General features: G+C 37.3%; 17 protein-coding genes. 13 read left to right on the top strand and 4 right to left on the bottom strand.

Annotated features, from left to right (window positions below; all coding sequences use genetic code 11):
• The first annotated feature begins 20 nt into the window (after positions 1-20).
• The 6 genes from AC0INN_RS13940 (at position 21) to AC0INN_RS13915 (ending at position 5,419) form a co-directional block, all read left to right on the top strand.
• On the top strand, positions 21-335 hold the full coding sequence (locus AC0INN_RS13940; RefSeq protein WP_306613717.1) for a helix-turn-helix domain-containing protein: 315 nt from the start codon (positions 21-23) through the stop codon (positions 333-335).
• Positions 336-393: 58 nt separating this feature from the next.
• A complete protein-coding gene (locus AC0INN_RS13935) occupies positions 394-1,770 on the top strand; it encodes a DUF3945 domain-containing protein (protein ID WP_306613715.1) in 1,377 nt (458 codons plus the stop codon).
• Between the two features lie 11 nt (positions 1,771-1,781).
• Positions 1,782-3,866 carry a type IA DNA topoisomerase gene (locus AC0INN_RS13930; protein ID WP_306613713.1) on the top strand — a complete coding sequence of 695 codons (2,085 nt, stop codon included), beginning with the start codon at positions 1,782-1,784 and terminating at the stop codon, positions 3,864-3,866.
• A gap of 167 nt (positions 3,867-4,033) precedes the next feature.
• Entirely contained in the window at positions 4,034-4,471 is a 438-nt protein-coding gene (locus AC0INN_RS13925) for a DUF1896 family protein (protein WP_306613711.1), read from the top strand.
• Positions 4,458-4,757, top strand: coding sequence for a hypothetical protein (locus AC0INN_RS13920; RefSeq protein ID WP_306614241.1), 300 nt, complete (start codon positions 4,458-4,460; stop codon positions 4,755-4,757). The genes AC0INN_RS13925 and AC0INN_RS13920 overlap by 14 nt, the downstream gene beginning before the upstream one ends.
• A gap of 293 nt (positions 4,758-5,050) precedes the next feature.
• Complete coding sequence (locus tag AC0INN_RS13915; RefSeq protein ID WP_306613709.1) at positions 5,051-5,419, top strand: DoxX family protein; 369 nt, start codon at positions 5,051-5,053, stop codon at positions 5,417-5,419.
• Between the two features lie 49 nt (positions 5,420-5,468).
• Here AC0INN_RS13915 and mobC read toward each other — a convergent pair whose 3' ends face one another.
• Positions 5,469-7,460, bottom strand: a complete 1,992-nt coding sequence (mobC, locus tag AC0INN_RS13910; RefSeq protein ID WP_306613707.1) for a conjugal transfer protein MobC — start codon at positions 7,458-7,460, stop codon at positions 5,469-5,471.
• A 231-nt stretch (positions 7,461-7,691) separates the two neighbouring features.
• On the opposite strand from mobC, the gene AC0INN_RS13905 reads away from it, so the two are divergent.
• On the top strand, positions 7,692-7,946 hold the full coding sequence (locus AC0INN_RS13905; RefSeq protein WP_306613705.1) for a hypothetical protein: 255 nt from the start codon (positions 7,692-7,694) through the stop codon (positions 7,944-7,946).
• Positions 7,947-8,775: 829 nt separating this feature from the next.
• Here AC0INN_RS13905 and AC0INN_RS13900 read toward each other — a convergent pair.
• Entirely contained in the window at positions 8,776-9,738 is a 963-nt protein-coding gene (locus AC0INN_RS13900; RefSeq protein ID WP_306613704.1) for an NADP-dependent oxidoreductase, read from the bottom strand.
• A gap of 112 nt (positions 9,739-9,850) precedes the next feature.
• Here AC0INN_RS13900 and AC0INN_RS13895 point away from each other — a divergent pair, with 112 nt between their 5' ends.
• Positions 9,851-10,156, top strand: a complete 306-nt coding sequence (locus AC0INN_RS13895) for a winged helix-turn-helix transcriptional regulator (protein ID WP_306613703.1) — start codon at positions 9,851-9,853, stop codon at positions 10,154-10,156.
• 349 nt (positions 10,157-10,505) lie between these two features.
• On the opposite strand, the gene mobB is transcribed toward AC0INN_RS13895, so the two are convergent.
• Together mobB and mobA are read right to left on the bottom strand one after the other, a co-directional pair.
• The gene (gene mobB / locus AC0INN_RS13890) at positions 10,506-11,780 is read right to left on the bottom strand and encodes a conjugal transfer protein MobB (RefSeq protein ID WP_306613701.1); all 1,275 of its coding nucleotides are present in this window, start codon (positions 11,778-11,780) and stop codon (positions 10,506-10,508) included.
• Complete coding sequence (gene mobA, locus AC0INN_RS13885; RefSeq protein ID WP_306613699.1) at positions 11,777-12,205, bottom strand: conjugal transfer protein MobA; 429 nt, start codon at positions 12,203-12,205, stop codon at positions 11,777-11,779. The genes mobB and mobA overlap by 4 nt, the downstream gene beginning before the upstream one ends.
• 678 nt (positions 12,206-12,883) lie before the next feature.
• Here mobA and AC0INN_RS13880 point away from each other — a divergent pair.
• Genes AC0INN_RS13880 through AC0INN_RS13860 form a run of 5 tightly spaced genes read left to right on the top strand, consistent with a single transcriptional unit; the run spans position 12,884 to position 15,424 of the window.
• Entirely contained in the window at positions 12,884-13,651 is a 768-nt protein-coding gene (locus AC0INN_RS13880) for a ParA family protein (protein ID WP_306613697.1), read from the top strand.
• A gap of 1 nt (position 13,652) precedes the next feature.
• A complete protein-coding gene (locus AC0INN_RS13875; protein WP_306613694.1) occupies positions 13,653-14,060 on the top strand; it encodes a DUF3408 domain-containing protein in 408 nt (135 codons plus the stop codon).
• 1 nt (position 14,061) lies between these two features.
• Positions 14,062-14,358, top strand: coding sequence for a DUF3408 domain-containing protein (locus tag AC0INN_RS13870; RefSeq protein ID WP_306613692.1), 297 nt, complete (start codon positions 14,062-14,064; stop codon positions 14,356-14,358).
• 3 nt (positions 14,359-14,361) lie between these two features.
• Positions 14,362-14,976: a hypothetical protein gene (locus tag AC0INN_RS13865; protein WP_306613690.1), complete on the top strand. Its 615-nt coding sequence runs from the start codon at positions 14,362-14,364 to the stop codon at positions 14,974-14,976.
• A gap of 46 nt (positions 14,977-15,022) precedes the next feature.
• Entirely contained in the window at positions 15,023-15,424 is a 402-nt protein-coding gene (locus AC0INN_RS13860; protein WP_306613688.1) for a hypothetical protein, read from the top strand.

Here is a 15,424-nt window from a genome sequence, read left to right as displayed (position 1 = left end):
TAAACCAAACAGCAAAAGCTATGAATATTGACAGAGTTGAATTTTTAAATTGGATGGAACGGATCATGAAACGATTCGATATCCTTGCGGGTGACATTGAAAACAGGGAAAAGAAAAGGCTAAGTATTGATGGGGAAGAATTGCTGGACAATCAGGATGTCCTCCAGATGCTAAAGATAACCTATCGCTGTCTGCAACGCTACCGTACCATCGGTAAGATCAAATACTTTATAATAAGCGGAAAAGTATTCTACAAAAGTTCTGACGTTCACCAGTTCATTCGCGACAGTTACCAGGGCGGAAAGTATACGCCTATGAAGGAAACTAATAGATAACCAAACTATTAGCTGCCTAAGTCCTAATAGATTCGATCAGAATAAAACATTTGAGATTATGAGTAAGCAAACTAATTCAAAAGAAAATCAAACGCAAGTACCAGAACCCCTTTCAGATATACTTCTGGTGCTCGACAAAAGGAAAAGTCGCATAGAAGCTGTCAAAGGTATCGATGATGAAGGTAATCTTCAAACAGCTGAGCCCAAGAAGTCTAATCTATTGGACTTTATGCGTGTGGATAAGGGGGATGCCATTAGTAATTTCTTCTCCAACTTCTGGCGTAGGCTAAATGATCCTATATCCTTCCGGTTTTTCAGAACACCTGCTATTGACTTGCAAGACGTTGCCAAAAAATTACAGAATGCAATCGACAATCCAACACTGGAGGGTAACAAACTCCTGGATGCACTAGAAATCAAACATGACAACAAATTAAATCAAAAGAATATGGAAACAAATCAAACTTCGGAGGGCGCAACGCCAACAAATGAGACCAAACCTTATAGATACAATGCTGAGGAGATTGACTGGACAACATTACAACAACTGAATTTGAATCGTGAGCTTCTTGAGAAGAGCGGTCAGCTTGACAAAATGTTAAAAGGATATAAAACTGACGGAACGTACCGGATCGAAGGAAATTTTAAGGGAGTAGCTATGAAAGCAGATGCACGACTGTCCCTGAGAAGGGTGAATGACCGGGTCGATGTTATGGTGCACGGGGTTCGTGTGGAACCCGATCTTAAAAAGCAATTTTTTGGACATGTTTTTACGCCAGAGGATAGAGAAAATTTAAAAAAGACAGGAAACATGGGGCGAGTGGCGGAACTTACATATTCAAATGGTGACAAAGTAAAGTCTCTCATCAGCATAGATAAGCTGACCAATGAGGTTGTATCCTTTCCTGTTGAACTTATCAAGATCAGTGAGAAGTTTGGAGGTGTTAAGCTAAGTACTGAACAAAAGGCTGAACTCCTGGAGGGCAAACAAGTTCTTGTTGAAGGGATGCTGAATACGAAATCGGGTGAAGTCTTCGACCAACACCTTCAATATAACGCCGATGCAAAAAAGCTTGTTTTTGTAGGGCAAAGCGAAGGACAGCAAAAGGCACAGGAAAATGGTATCCCGAACGAATTTAGGGGCAAAATCTTCACTGAGCAAGAGAAAAAAGAACTTCAAGAGGGAGGGGTGATTATAGCGGAGAAACTTAGCAATAGGGAACAAACCAAATTATATTCCGGTTTTATGTGGTATGATAAAGAAGAGAGTAAAATGAAATTCGATTTTGACAACCCTCAGCAGGAGAAAACTCAGAAACAGTCCGAAACTCAGGGAGCTGATCAGGTTCAGGCAAAAAAACAGGATGATAATGCCAATAACACGCAGAAAAGTGCTCCTAAAAAGGAAAATGCCAGAGGTCCGAAAATGCATTAAATCCTTACCTTATGAAAGCGATTATAGCAGAGAAACCTTCTGTAGCCTATGAGCTGGCACGAATTGTAGGGGCAACTGAAAAGAAGGAAGGATATTGTGAGGGCGGCGGGTTTCTGGTAACCTGGGCATTTGGACATCTTGTTGGACTGGCAATGCCGGAGGATTATGGGATTAAGGGATTCAATAAAGAATCCCTCCCCATCCTTCCTTCTGAATTCAAATTGAATGGAAGAAAGGTGAAATCAGGTAACGGGTATGTGTATGATGAGGGTTCAAAAAGACAGCTTGAAATAATAGGCTCCGTATTTAAGAAGTGTGATAGTATTATTGTTGCTACGGACGCCGGAAGGGAAGGAGAGGTGATTTTTCGGTTCATCTATCAATATCTCGGGTGCACCAAACCTTTTGAGCGCTTGTGGATCAACAGCCTGACCGAAAAAGCAATTATCTGCGGATTTCAAAATCTAAAGCAGGGAAGTGAATTTGACGGTTTATTTAACGCCGGCAGGGAACGGTCGGAATGTGACTGGCTAGTAGGAATCAATGCAACCCAGGCGCTTACCATTGCGATGGGTGATGGACTATTTTCGTTGGGAAGGGTGCAGACGCCTACACTCGCGCTGATCTGCAAGCGTTTCCTTGCACATAAAGCATTTGAGGTCAAAAATTATTTTCAGGTGGAGCTATCCTTAATAAAAGAAGGGATAAGTTTCAGAAGTCAATCCGAGGATAAGTGGGAGGATAAAGAAAAGGCAGAATCCGTCATGCGGACGCTTGAACGCAGCGGAAAAGCTGAACTAAAAGAGGTGGATAAGAAAAGTGGTACGATCCAGGCGCCGCTTCTTTTTGATCTTACTGGACTACAAAAAGAGGCGAATAAAAAGCTGGGTTATTCTGCCGAGCACACACTTGAGATTGCGCAGAAACTTTATGAAAAGAAGTTCATTACATACCCCAGAACCGGCTCAAAATATGTACCGGAGGACATCTGGCCGGAAATACCCGCACTGATCCTGGCTTTAGGTTCACGTCCATCCTGTAAGGAAGCTGTTGATCATATCAAGTGGGAACGCTATAATAAGCATATAGTAAATGATGTGAAGGTTACCGATCACCACGGAATATTGATTACTGAAAATATTCCTACCAGACTGGAAGGGAGCGAAGATGCTTTGTATGATATGATCGCAAAACGACTTCTTGAATCTATTTCCCCGCCTTGCCACCGGGAAATCACAGACATACGAATCTCAGCACTTCATTATGATTTTAAACTGAAAGCTATCAGGATTACTTCAGCTGGCTGGAAATTGATCAACGGAAATTTTGAGCAGGAAGGTGAGGATCTTGTCACTGATTTTCCTGATCTGCAAACCGGAATTCAACTGAACATTGAGGCTGTAAATGTACTTGCTAAGAAAACAAAACCCCCGATGCTCTATACGGAGGCAGACCTCCTTGCGACAATGGAAAATGTAGGCAGTACAGTTGAAAACGAGGAAGAACGAAAAATCCTGAAAAACATCGGCATCGGCACACCTGCCACACGTGCCGCCATTATCGAAACCCTTTTTGATAGGGGGTATATCCTACGGGAGAAAAAGAGTATTGTTCCCACCGATAAAGGCATGCTTGTTTATGAAATAGTCGGAGACAAGAAAATTGCTGATGCTGCGATGACGGCGCAGTGGGAGATTGCATTCGAAAAAATTGAAAATGGAGAGATTGATGCGGAACTTTTTCATGCGGAAGTTGAGCTTGCTGTACATGAAATAACAAATGAATTATTGAGCGTAAAAAGAGCTCCCGGGGATAATACGGATCTAGGCTGTCCCAAATGTAAGGGTATGGTGATTCTACGTGAAAAAGTTGTTAAATGCACAGATGAATCCTGTGGTTGGGTTTTATTTCGCAATATCTGTGGCGTACAGCTGAGTTATAAGGAAATTGATGCGCTTCTAGTAAAAGGTAGAACCCCATTGATAAAAAAGATGATGGGCAGAAATAAGAAAGCATTTAATGCCTACATACTGCTGGACGGCTCGGGTTCAACATCATTTGAGTTTGAACAAAAAAAGAAAGGAAAGTACAAATAGTTCATGATGTGATTTTGGTTACTGAAGTCCGGGACCTGTAATGGTTCCGGGCTTTTTTGTGTAATGGGAATATCTTGGCAAAAATAGGAAAGCTTAGGAATCAAAACAAAGATTGCTCCCCTAGCTGATTAGGTTTACCGCTATAAAAGTTTTTAAAATATAACGATATGAAAAATCATAACCAGGACTTTTCCTACTACCAGCTAAAATTGCAGGATCACATTGATTCCAGCTTTCCCGAGAGATCATCAGACATCAAATTTATCAACCAACGTGCAAGATGGGCCGCAAATGCCTATGAGGGTGCTTTGCGCTCAGGAAATCATATTGGTAAATGCAATGAGATTGCTGATTATATTCTGTATGAAGGATTGCATTTTTCCAGATTTGATACACTATTCGAAGTATTGACCTATGAATTTTCGGATGTTTTCGATGAGCTTGATTATCGTGATTTTGCACGGAAGGTACTTCCACAATGTGAGGAGATCTTTGGCCATTATGAGCTGACTGATGATTTCGCATATACAACTGATTACGATCTGTTATATTCGGAGTTAACGGGCTTCATCGCAATCTGGATTGAAGGTAATGGCGTTCGATAAGAAGCGGAGCATCAGTCAGAATATTGATGCGATCCGGGCTGTTTTCTCCCTTGAAAAAGAAGGTCGATCCGCAACAGACCAAGAAATAATCATACTGCAGAAGTATGCTGGATGTGGAGGATTAAAGTTCATATTAAATCCAGTAGGAAATGAATTCTCGGTAGCGAACAATATTGTTCAAAAAGAAAGGTTCAGGCATTTTATCAAGGTTCCCCAACTTTCCCAGTTCTATACCGAAATTACTGATTATCGTACAGCAGCAGATATAGCGACCCATAAAAAATGAGATCCGGTACCATATTCCTCTAAGATTATTAAAAATGTAGATGGTAAGTAAAGTTAAGGAAGATTTTAAGTTTAAATGTACTAAGAATTTTGCTAAATTTGTCCATAACAACACAAGTAATTCAACCGTATGGAAGATATTAATCTTTGGATAAATCAACCTAAGAAGGGTTAAGTCCGCAGATAGAATCTATATTCTAACATTTTCTTTTATTGAGCAGTCTTGAAATTTATCAGGATTAAATTTGTAATGCTCTTTTTCTACATTTTCAAAATATTTTAAAGAAAACAACGATGAATACACTTGTATTAATAATTCAGGGACTTCTCAGTCTTTTTTTCATTATGCCGGGTTACGGAAAAGTAAAGGGCAGTAAACAGAAACATGTTGCGGACGGGCATTTGATGGCTAGTTCGTCTATTTTACCGATAAGAATATTAGGGGTTTTAGAACTCCTAGGATGTGTCGGTATAATATTACCTTGGACTTTTGGAATTTTGCCAGTTTTAACACCAATAACTGCGGTATGTTTTTGTATTATTATGTTTGCAGGGATGATTGTGCATTTTAGGAAGCGGGAATACAAAATGCTTCCAATGTTGATTTTGGTCTTTCTGCTTTCGTCAGGGGTGGCCTTTTATAGGTTCATGCAATTGAAATAATATAAACTGGAAGTACGCCACAATAGTGTACTTCCATATTTTAGCTGTATTATGGTTTGGGCTTTCTGATTAAATGCTTCAGTTCAGGATCATTCGCGATTCTTTCCATTTCATCGGCGATAATAACTGAAACATCAAATTTTATTTTTCTGTAATTTTTGTCAATTTCCTTGTCCATAATATCTTCGCCTAAATCGGATAAGAAAGACCGAATTTGCGGAATGGGCTTATAATGTTTCATTTCATTTTTTACTTTTTCATTATCGACCACAATTTGACAATGAAAAATTTTCTGGTCGATCTTTTCGTCAAAATTATCTGCAACGGCACCAACAAACATACCTTGGCTTAATGTAGAGATCTTGGATGCCGGAATAAGACTGTCAAGTTGGGTAGATATCGACGTACTGGTATCATTTCTGTTGATACTTATCGACTGCCTTTTCTGAACAATTTTACCGAACCTCTCGGAAAGTGTTTTAGCAGTGTCGCCAACGACCTGTCCGGAGAAAATATTACCTACTATATTTTGAATTACTTTCGCTTCTTTATCCCCATAATCTCTTGTAAACATAGAGTAATCCTGCAATGCCAAGGTAACGCTGACTAAATTACTTCTGGCAGTTGCAATCAATGAATCAAGGCCCTTTTGGTAGAGCATACTGCACTCATCTATAATTAATGAGCTTTTTAATTGATGTTTCCTATTGACCATTTTAATAATTCTCGAATTATAAAGTCCAAGAGCTGCAGAATATATATTTTGTCTGTCAGGATTGCTACCAACACATAAAAGTTTTGGTTCTTTGGGATTGTTGATATCAAGACTAAAATCATTTCCACTCATGACCCAATAGAGGTTCGGAGATATAATACGTGATAGGGGGATTTTTGCTGAAGCTATTTGTCCTTGAAGCTGATCCTGCGCTCCTCCTTCCCACGCATCCAAAAACGCGCTTAAATAGTTCTCCAGCTCCGGGTAACTTGTCAGTATTGTAAATACGTCGGCATATTTTTTATTTAAAAGCTCAATAGCGTGCGGGAAAGTACAGTATTGACCATTCTTATAAATTTTGAGAAACCAAATTATTGCAGCCAGCAAGATTATTGGGGACTCGACAAAAAAATCACCTTGTTTGGTCGCCCACGTTTTATTAAGGTTAAGCATTATGGTATATGCTGATTCGTATGCATCAGATATATCTGTCAGAAATGATGGGCTTAGCGGGTTGCATCTATGACTTCGTCTTGGATCATCAAAGTTTATAACATAAAACTTCGGTTTTACTTTGTACTTATCAGCATGCTTTAGTAAATGGTTGTAAACAATAACGGAAAGGTCGTCAAATTTAAAATCAAAGACATACATGGCAAATCCTTTTTCGATGTGCTGTTTTATATAGTTGTTTATAATAGCCCAACTTTTTCCAGATCCCGGCGTGCCAAGCACGATCGTGGCCCTAAAAGGATTTACAACTGAAATCCAGCCATCATTCCATATACCCTTATAGTAGAATTTGGTAGGTAAGTTGACAGAATATTCGTTTTCGATAAGTCTGGTTTCCTGCAAAAAACTTTCATTTTCGTTGTTAAAAGGGTCATCCATTAACCTGCTTTTAAGCAATCTGCTCATCCATAATCCTGCAACCATCAGTAGGATAAATCCAGCAGAAGTTGTTAGCATATAGAGCGAAGCAGAAATTTGGATAAGGGGAAAATTTAAAAGGTAAAGTATTGAACCTACTATCAGGCAGCTATTGATATTTGCCCATTTTATCTTTTCATTTTTTACCCCTTTTGTACCCAGACAACTTAGCGCAAGCAAAATCAGGGCAAATAGTTTGCTATTAAAAGAATTAGTAAATAGCCCGGCAGTTCGCTGGAAATTTTTGAATATTTTCTCTAAAACTTCAAGTGTCCATCCCAGATCGTGGAAGAAAGAATAACAGAACCAATAGAAATTCATAAGTATCAATAGGATACTGACTGCGCGCATAAATGCCATTATTTTTGCGAGTCCTCTTAAATCGTCTTCTTGCATGAGTGAAAATTTTCACATAGATATTATCTGTATGAATGAAAATTCCAGATGTTGTTTGTAGCGGTATACGTTTTCCTTTAATGTCTTATATAAAGGATAAAAGTTTCGCTTAAGATCTCAGCATATATCCTTGAAGGCTGTACTTTTTAAACTAGAAATATTCTAAAAGAATTCCTATTTTGAGTCAAAAATCATATTATTATATTGAATTTCGGAGGTAAATATTTAGGCATGCTAGACACAATAGGACAACATGAAGAACATTTTAGTAAACAGGTTTTTAGAATTACATTTAAGACATGTGATTTCCAGATTGTATTATTGCAAAAAAAATTAACGAAGGATCAACAAGAATTCCAAGTTTTATTAGATGGATTGGTTCAGAAGCTCATTAAGAAGAGTGGAAAATGGTACTTCAATCATGGTGAGGATCAAGATCATGCAGCAGACATCTGGCGTCAAATAGCACTTCGTTATAGGTTATAAGATCCATAATAATTTTATGCAACTCATATATTGTAGAAAGAATGAAGAAAATTCGGAATTCGTAAGTCAAGCAAAAAATTATTGATCATTTATGTAAGTAGATTTAAGGATGTCTAACGAGTTTGTTTTATATCAAAAGGGATCAATATTTTCAAATTTTGATAATGAATTGGATTACGATTAAGCATCTTCGATAAAGGGAAAGAATTACTGTGCTGATTGGCTGCGTATAATTACCACGGACTTGTATGGTGGAATGATGAACTGGGATATTGGTGCGTAGAAATATGGCAGAATTACAGGTGTCAAAGTACATATATGGCATAGAAATTACAAGACCTTATTTTTGAAGTTCAGTACATTTATGGTTTGGATTAGCCTATTTTATCATGCTGATGTCTTATAGATTTAATTATGAGATTTACATACATGACATCATTTATTTAGTCAACCAATAATTCAGGTTACTAATTTTCTGGGGGGCGAGGTATATCTACCGTCTTACTCCCATAATGGAAGTTTGATTGATAAAGCAGTAATTACCCGAATTGGGATCAACTTTATGTCTTGCCTGTTGTAGTCAGTGGTTTCTTTTTCCCTTACCTGAAAAATTACTTGCATATTGCCAAACTTCCTACAATTCAATAAATTGAATATTATAAAAAAACAGAATTTAAATAGTAACACATAAAGCTGCTAATTTCGTTTTTTAGCATGTTACTATTTAAATTCTGAAAGCGAATTGGTGACAGTGAATAAGATTGTAAAATGGTGATGCCTTTAATCGGTTTGCTTCAATTTTAAAGGCACTATTTTTTGGATTCCAATGCTAACAAATAGAGAGAATTGCCTTACCTCGCCTTAATTTCTTCGCTTCGATTTTTGAGCCTACTCTTCCTGATAAATTTCCTTGTAAATCAATCCATGCTTGTGATGCGTCTTCTAATGGATAGATTTCTGAAATAGCAATTTGCAATTCGTTACTATCAATCTTATTTGCTATTTCTTTTAATAATTGGGAAGAAATTTGCATGTGCATTAAAATTCCCGCTATACTATAATCTTCAAAAATCTCTTCGGCAATTGGTTGATTTGTTGCCACAAGTTTGCCGTTCGGCTTCAATACTTTTAATGAGCGGATTTGATTATCTCCACCTACAAAATCTAAGACCAAATCTATAGGCGTATCTAGTTCCTCAAATTTTTCATTTTTGTAATCAATCACTTTCGATGCACCTAAAGAATATAAGTAATCAAAATTGTCTTTGCTGGCTGTGGTAATCACGTTTGCACCAATGCTATGAGCAAACTGTATCGCAAATCCACCTACAGAACCTGCTCCTCCGTGGATCAAAACAGTTTGCTCTTTTTTTAAATTTCCGTGGGTAAAAACTGCTTGCCAAGCAGTTTGAGCACTAACAGGAACCGATGCTGCTTGCTCAAAATTCAAAGACCGTGGTTTTAAAGCAATATATTCTTCATTAACTGCAATATATTCGGCATAAGTACCTCCGTGAATACTGTTGCCATAAACTTCGTCACCGATTTCGAAGGCAGATACATCACTCCCTTTTTCAATAACCACCCCACTAAAGTCATCTCCCGGGATCCAGGGTAATTCAAGGGGGAAAATTTGCTTTAATTTTCCTGAAGCTTTACCATAGTCAATATGATTAACGGAAGCTGCCTTTATTTGGATTAACACTTCATTTGGTTTAACACTGGGTTTTGGGATTTCATTGAGTACTAAATTTTCGGGACCTCCATAGGCCATAACCTGTAATGCTTTCATATAATGCAATATTTTTTTACAAAGCTACGCAGTTGGTACTATATTTGTCAAGTACCTACCTAAAGGTATAGTACCTATATTTGTACGGTAAGTATTTGAAATTAAATTAGTTATGAGTAAAAAAATAAATTGTCCAGTTAGAAAAGCAATGGATATGATTGGTAGTAAATGGAAAATGAAGATAATTGAGGCTTTGAGTAAAGACAACTTGCGCTATGGTGAGATCAAAAGAAAAACGGAAGGTATAAGTGAAAAAATGCTTATTCAGGAATTAAAAACACTGGTTGAATATGAGATCATATCTAGAAAAGATTTTAAACAAATACCACCCCATGTGGAATATAGTTTAACTAATAAAGGGAGAGAAGTTTTACCCATCATTGAAGACATTATCGCTTTTGGTCTGAAAAATCTATAATATATTACTTTGAAAATTTATTAGATCTATAAACAACTGTCCGCTCTTAATATGTGAGATTTACAGATGTTGTTTTCATTTATGGGTGTGTATTGATAAATACCCGGAGCTATTTTAAATATATCCATTTGTAGACGATAGCCTGCTATTGGTCGGTTATAGTGATTTTATTTTTTATGGTAGTAACTCTCTTAAGGTATAAATACTGTTTTTTTTAGAATTTTATGAGCAGTTGCAGTTAAGATCGAAGATTCAAAATATGCGTTTCATTTCGGTAGCTATACTACGATTCCCAACATTACGGTTTGTCCTTAAATTAAGAATTCGGTGCTATCTTTTTAGGGAATAATTAATTCTTGTTCCGTCTGCTCTTCTTTTTCATATTGAACTCAAATATCTGCTCCTCGGGATCTTCCGCCATAGTGTTTAGTAGCAGTGAATCCAAAAGTCCCCAATCACTAATAATACTTCCTGTATTAACCATAAAATCGAATAGCGGATGTAGATCTTCTTTTAAAGATTTTGTATTACTTAAAGGAGCTTTTTGGGAAGCTAAAAGATCGATTTTCAAATTCTCATTTATGTTTTTACCTGAAAAGAGTTTATGAAATACGTTTGCAGAGAATTGTTTGCCTAAATGAGAACCATTGAATACATGTCCGGTATTGTGATCCACAAACGTAATTCCATACAGCCTGCCCTGTTCATTTCTTCTGATGACTGTATTTATTCCGTGGTCTATTAAATAAGCTGTAAAATCCTTTTCATTGGCTGTTATTTTTAGGGTCTCAGAAATAATCTGACTGGTTTTCGCTTTAATTTCAGTTGGTACTTCTTTGCTTTTTTCGAACCTGAACCGAAGTGCAGTAAGTCCCGTCTGTTTTCCGAACAGTGATGCTTTAAAAGGATTCCCTATTTTAGTACCGCCAGCATCCAGAGCGCTATAAACTAGCCCTTCTTTTATCTCACCTTTAAAATCTTTTTTTATGTGCTCAGCACTAATGTTGAAAAGTGAAAGGAGCGCATTGTAGCTGCCCAGGTTCTGAAAGCTATAATAATTAGGTAAGTATCGTACCACTGCAGCAATCTGGCTTTTTATATTTCCTTTGTTGTAATCGACAGGGGTGAAGGTAAAACCCTCATCAGCACCTATCCTTTGATCTGCGGGAGTTAAATGATATTTTTTTTCAATATGGCGGCATATTTCCATCGATCTTTTCTTTTCAAAAACATCGGATATTTTTATTCCATTTTCATCGACTGTTGTTGATACAATATGTATGTGTGTTCTATCGATATCATTGTGCTTAAAAACCACATAGGGTTGATTGCCATAGCCCATTCTGGCCATATATTCACTGGCAATTTTGATGAAGTTTTCATCCGAAACAATATCATCGGGATCTGGATTGAGCGAAATATGGATTGCAGTTTTTTCTGTGTTCTTATTAGCGGCAAGGTATGGGACGAATGAGGCCAATAATTGTCCGGTCGTATAGTTCCCATCAGGCGTTTCGAGCATATTGTTCATGTGCAAAATCTTGCCATTATCCTGTAATGCCTTGCTATGATTATACAGCAGTGCACCATAGATTTTTGAACCACGCCCTATTTTGGCTATCATAAATTTTGTTTTTTAGCAAGATTTTCCGCTTCAAATTTTTTGCTGAGGATCAAAATCTCCCGACAGATATTAGCCAGTTCTATGGTCAGCCCTTCAAGTTTTCCTAGATAAAAGACTGTTTTTTTATCACCAAAATTTGTGTGAAGGATCTTTACGATCTGATTATAGTTTACACCAATTGCCCTGAACTGAGCGAAAAACTGCGTTAATTTTGTACAGTAATCTATAACCCCTTTATCTATAATTACCGAATTTATCTTCCTTTCAAACAGTAGTGATACAATAAATTTAGCTTTATTGTCAAGTCCTGATTGCTCCAATAATGATAAAAACCTGGCGTTTTCTGTATCCGTAAGGCGAAATACATAGCGATGGGTTGCTTTGTTGATTTTGGGTTTTCGACCTCCTTTTCGATTTGCTGTCATATCTTTTTTTCAAAACCTAATGGAAAGCGATGAACATTCAAGCTCATGAGCCATTAAAAACCTAGTTTTTCCTACTAATTCACATAAGATATCTAAGACAACATACAAGGTAAATCCGACTTCGGAGGATTACCCGGCTCTCGGCAGAGCAAGTAGTTTTGGGGCACAAAACGAGTTTTGAGGCACTCAAAACACAACTTGCTCTGTTCTTGGGAACAGATATGAGAAAGAATAGAATAAAGCTCGGATCATAAAGAGTTTTCGGAAACTGTAGGTAAAAAGAGGAAAGGTAGTAAAGCTTATGCTTTACAGCCCCTACAGTTGCCTTCTTTTGCATAGAAAATGTCGGTAAGAACTATGGTCAATTTACCCACTTACAAAGCAATTAATTGTAAAAGCATAAAAGTGTTAGGTTTTAAAACTATAAAAGCATAAAACTATAAAAACGTCAAAGCATAAAAATGGTAAAATATGAAGTTATAAGTATTGAAAGTTTTTTTACCATCCTACTAAATTTTAAGAAGTACATATGATTTATAAATAAGATATAAGCCTTGATTTAAGGCCTTTTGTAAGCAAAAAGATCTGACTATACACATATTTTACGGTGCATCTGTAAACTTAGGAAACTACTCTGCGATATATCTTTAAAATTAAGAAGCTATAAAATAATATAATATGGAAAAAAAGAAAGAAACCTTAAAAGTAAGCATTTATGCGCAAAAGGGCGGAGTTGGTAAATCGACGATGACGATATTTCTCGCCAGCGTTTTACATTATCGTCTCGGATATAATATCGTGGTACTGGATTGTGATTTTCCGCAGCACAGCCTTCTCGGTATGCGTGAAAGAGATAAGCGTACAATTATGGATAGTGAGTTTCATAAAAGGCTGGCCGTTAAACAATTCCATACGATTAATAAGAAAGCTTATCCGATCATAAAGTGTAAGGCGGAGAATGCACTTGAAAAGGCATTTGACTACTGTGAGAACAGCTCTGTTCCGCCGGATATTATTTTTTTCGATCTCCCGGGAACCGCCAATACACAGGGAGTTATCGGTGCTTTAAAGGGCATGAACTACATTTTTTCGCCAATCACCGCAGACCGACTGGTTGTTGAGAGTACATTGGCCTTTAGTGAGGTTTTCTTGAAACTTCCCGCACAGAACAAAAACGCTCTTGAGCAATCGCTATTCCTATTCTGGAACCAGGTTGACGGCAGGGAAAAGACAGGTCTTTACGAAGTGTATCAAGATATAATAGAGGAGCTGTCACTACGTATTATGGAGACGCGGATCATGGACAGTAAACGGTTCCGGAAAGAAATTGATGACACAGGAAGTTATGTGTTCAAGTCCACGCTGCTACCTGCCGACTTACAGATTTTGAAAGCGACACGTGTGGATCAATTTGTTAAAGAATTTTTAAAAATAATTCATATCTGAGATGGCAATAAAGAAAGATCGTAAAGAATTTGAGAAACCCATCATAGATGAGCAGTACCTGATGAACATCATGAGCGGTGATGAACCTCTCCCTTCTACAGATTCGGAGAAGGATACCGATAAAGATTTAGTGCCCACGGCTAAAGTAGAGAAGTCCAGACCAAGATCCGGTAAAAAAATGGATTACGAAGACCTGTTTCTTGTCAATCGTTTTCCAACCGGTAGGAGTGGAAAGGTTGTCTATATCCGGTCTGAATATCACGAACGGCTCTTGCGCATAGTTCAGTTGACACGTGAGGACAAAATAACTCTGTATTCCTATATAGACAATATACTAGAAAATCATTTCAGAGAATATGGTGATGAGATTACCGATTATTTCAATAAAAAATTTAAACCCATTTTATAAGATGAAAAAGCAAAATAGAGAGGTTGAAGTTACTGTAAAAGTTCATCAGCAGGTAACTTATGAGAATGTGAGTTATGAATCGCTTTTCCTTTCAGATACTTTGATGGAAAAACGTGGCGATAAGAGCATCTATGTCAGCGGAGAGCATCACACCCGATTAGCAAGAATAGCCAGTGTGATCGGTGAGGACAAAATACCGTTATATGCGCTGCTCGATAATATATTAAGGCATCATTTCACGCTTTTTGAAGAAATGCTCGTCAGGGAGTTCAATAACAAATCAAAACCACTTTTTTAGGTCATGGACGGTTTACTACAGATTGTAATACTGATCTGCCTCATCGTGGTGATTATACTATTGCTCGTTGACAAGGTTAAGTTTATAAAACCCCAAAGTAAAATATATCGAAAGGTTGCACAAAAAGCAGAACCGGATGTCATAGGAAAGGTCACAATTCCTGAAAAGGAAAAAGCACCTATCTGGCTTGCCAACAGGAAAAAGTTAATCGAACAAATGTTAGCAAATAAGGCGGATCAGGGCAACGACGATCCAACCAGAAATGAGGAGGAAAAAGAAAGTGCTTCTAATTTTAATAATGAAGAACCTGACGATACCGATAATATTCCACCGGATGATGACCGATTTGGACAGGCAGTTTCTTTAAATGAACTTACAAAAGTTGGAAACCTGTTGCAGCAGGACAATCTGGATGCAGCCCAAGAAAAAGAAACAAGTGACATCATCCAAAAAATTGAGGGAACTGAGTTTCTTGCTATAATGCAACAGTCCATCGATGGAGCTTCGCAGAAGATTGCCAGGCTTTTGGATAAGTCGTTATCGGAAAAACATAATGGCATTTCGAAAGAGAACCAGAATAATGCCCTGGACAATTTCGATATCGGAGACTTCATCTGATACAGAATTTTTGATGCACTAATCAGTAACAATAAAAAAAGAAGTTATGATAGCAAAGGATGATCCTGATTATATAATCGAAGAATACAAAGGCCGGATAATAGCCAGTCATAAAAATAATGTTTCACAAAAATCAATGGACAATATTATCATTGTTTATGATAAGCTTGATTTTCCCGATTATGGTTTTTACATCGGACTTGATGATTCAAAAAGTATAGGCTACAGGAAAATGGAACCTGTTAATATGCAAGATGCCAGAAATTATATTGATTGGCTATCAGAAGTGACCAATAAAAAAGATATACAGCAAGATAGGTCAGTTTCTGTTCCCCTGCCGATAAAAGAAGTTGTTGGCCAGATTTTATCTGAGGTCGCATTGAAAAGGATGGAAAATAAAGAGGCAAATTCCCTAATTAAATCCCGAAAAAAGGGTAGGGGGATTTAA

The organism is Chryseobacterium subflavum, assembly GCF_055762745.1.
This window is presented reverse-complemented; position numbering and strand designations above follow the sequence as displayed.

What these genes read in the sequence shown, in the direction of transcription:
- AC0INN_RS13940 (WP_306613717.1), top strand. Translation starts at nt 21, where the DNA reads ATGAATATTGACAGAGTTGAATTTTTAAATTGGATGGAACGGATCATG.
- AC0INN_RS13935 (WP_306613715.1), top strand. Translation starts at nt 394, where the DNA reads ATGAGTAAGCAAACTAATTCAAAAGAAAATCAAACGCAAGTACCAGAA.
- AC0INN_RS13930 (WP_306613713.1), top strand. Translation starts at nt 1,782, where the DNA reads ATGAAAGCGATTATAGCAGAGAAACCTTCTGTAGCCTATGAGCTGGCA.
- AC0INN_RS13925 (WP_306613711.1), top strand. Translation starts at nt 4,034, where the DNA reads ATGAAAAATCATAACCAGGACTTTTCCTACTACCAGCTAAAATTGCAG.
- AC0INN_RS13920 (WP_306614241.1), top strand. Translation starts at nt 4,458, where the DNA reads ATGGCGTTCGATAAGAAGCGGAGCATCAGTCAGAATATTGATGCGATC.
- AC0INN_RS13915 (WP_306613709.1), top strand. Translation starts at nt 5,051, where the DNA reads ATGAATACACTTGTATTAATAATTCAGGGACTTCTCAGTCTTTTTTTC.
- mobC (WP_306613707.1), bottom strand. Translation starts at nt 7,460, where the DNA reads ATGCAAGAAGACGATTTAAGAGGACTCGCAAAAATAATGGCATTTATG.
- AC0INN_RS13905 (WP_306613705.1), top strand. Translation starts at nt 7,692, where the DNA reads ATGCTAGACACAATAGGACAACATGAAGAACATTTTAGTAAACAGGTT.
- AC0INN_RS13900 (WP_306613704.1), bottom strand. Translation starts at nt 9,738, where the DNA reads ATGAAAGCATTACAGGTTATGGCCTATGGAGGTCCCGAAAATTTAGTA.
- AC0INN_RS13895 (WP_306613703.1), top strand. Translation starts at nt 9,851, where the DNA reads ATGAGTAAAAAAATAAATTGTCCAGTTAGAAAAGCAATGGATATGATT.
- mobB (WP_306613701.1), bottom strand. Translation starts at nt 11,780, where the DNA reads ATGATAGCCAAAATAGGGCGTGGTTCAAAAATCTATGGTGCACTGCTG.
- mobA (WP_306613699.1), bottom strand. Translation starts at nt 12,205, where the DNA reads ATGACAGCAAATCGAAAAGGAGGTCGAAAACCCAAAATCAACAAAGCA.
- AC0INN_RS13880 (WP_306613697.1), top strand. Translation starts at nt 12,884, where the DNA reads ATGGAAAAAAAGAAAGAAACCTTAAAAGTAAGCATTTATGCGCAAAAG.
- AC0INN_RS13875 (WP_306613694.1), top strand. Translation starts at nt 13,653, where the DNA reads ATGGCAATAAAGAAAGATCGTAAAGAATTTGAGAAACCCATCATAGAT.
- AC0INN_RS13870 (WP_306613692.1), top strand. Translation starts at nt 14,062, where the DNA reads ATGAAAAAGCAAAATAGAGAGGTTGAAGTTACTGTAAAAGTTCATCAG.
- AC0INN_RS13865 (WP_306613690.1), top strand. Translation starts at nt 14,362, where the DNA reads ATGGACGGTTTACTACAGATTGTAATACTGATCTGCCTCATCGTGGTG.
- AC0INN_RS13860 (WP_306613688.1), top strand. Translation starts at nt 15,023, where the DNA reads ATGATAGCAAAGGATGATCCTGATTATATAATCGAAGAATACAAAGGC.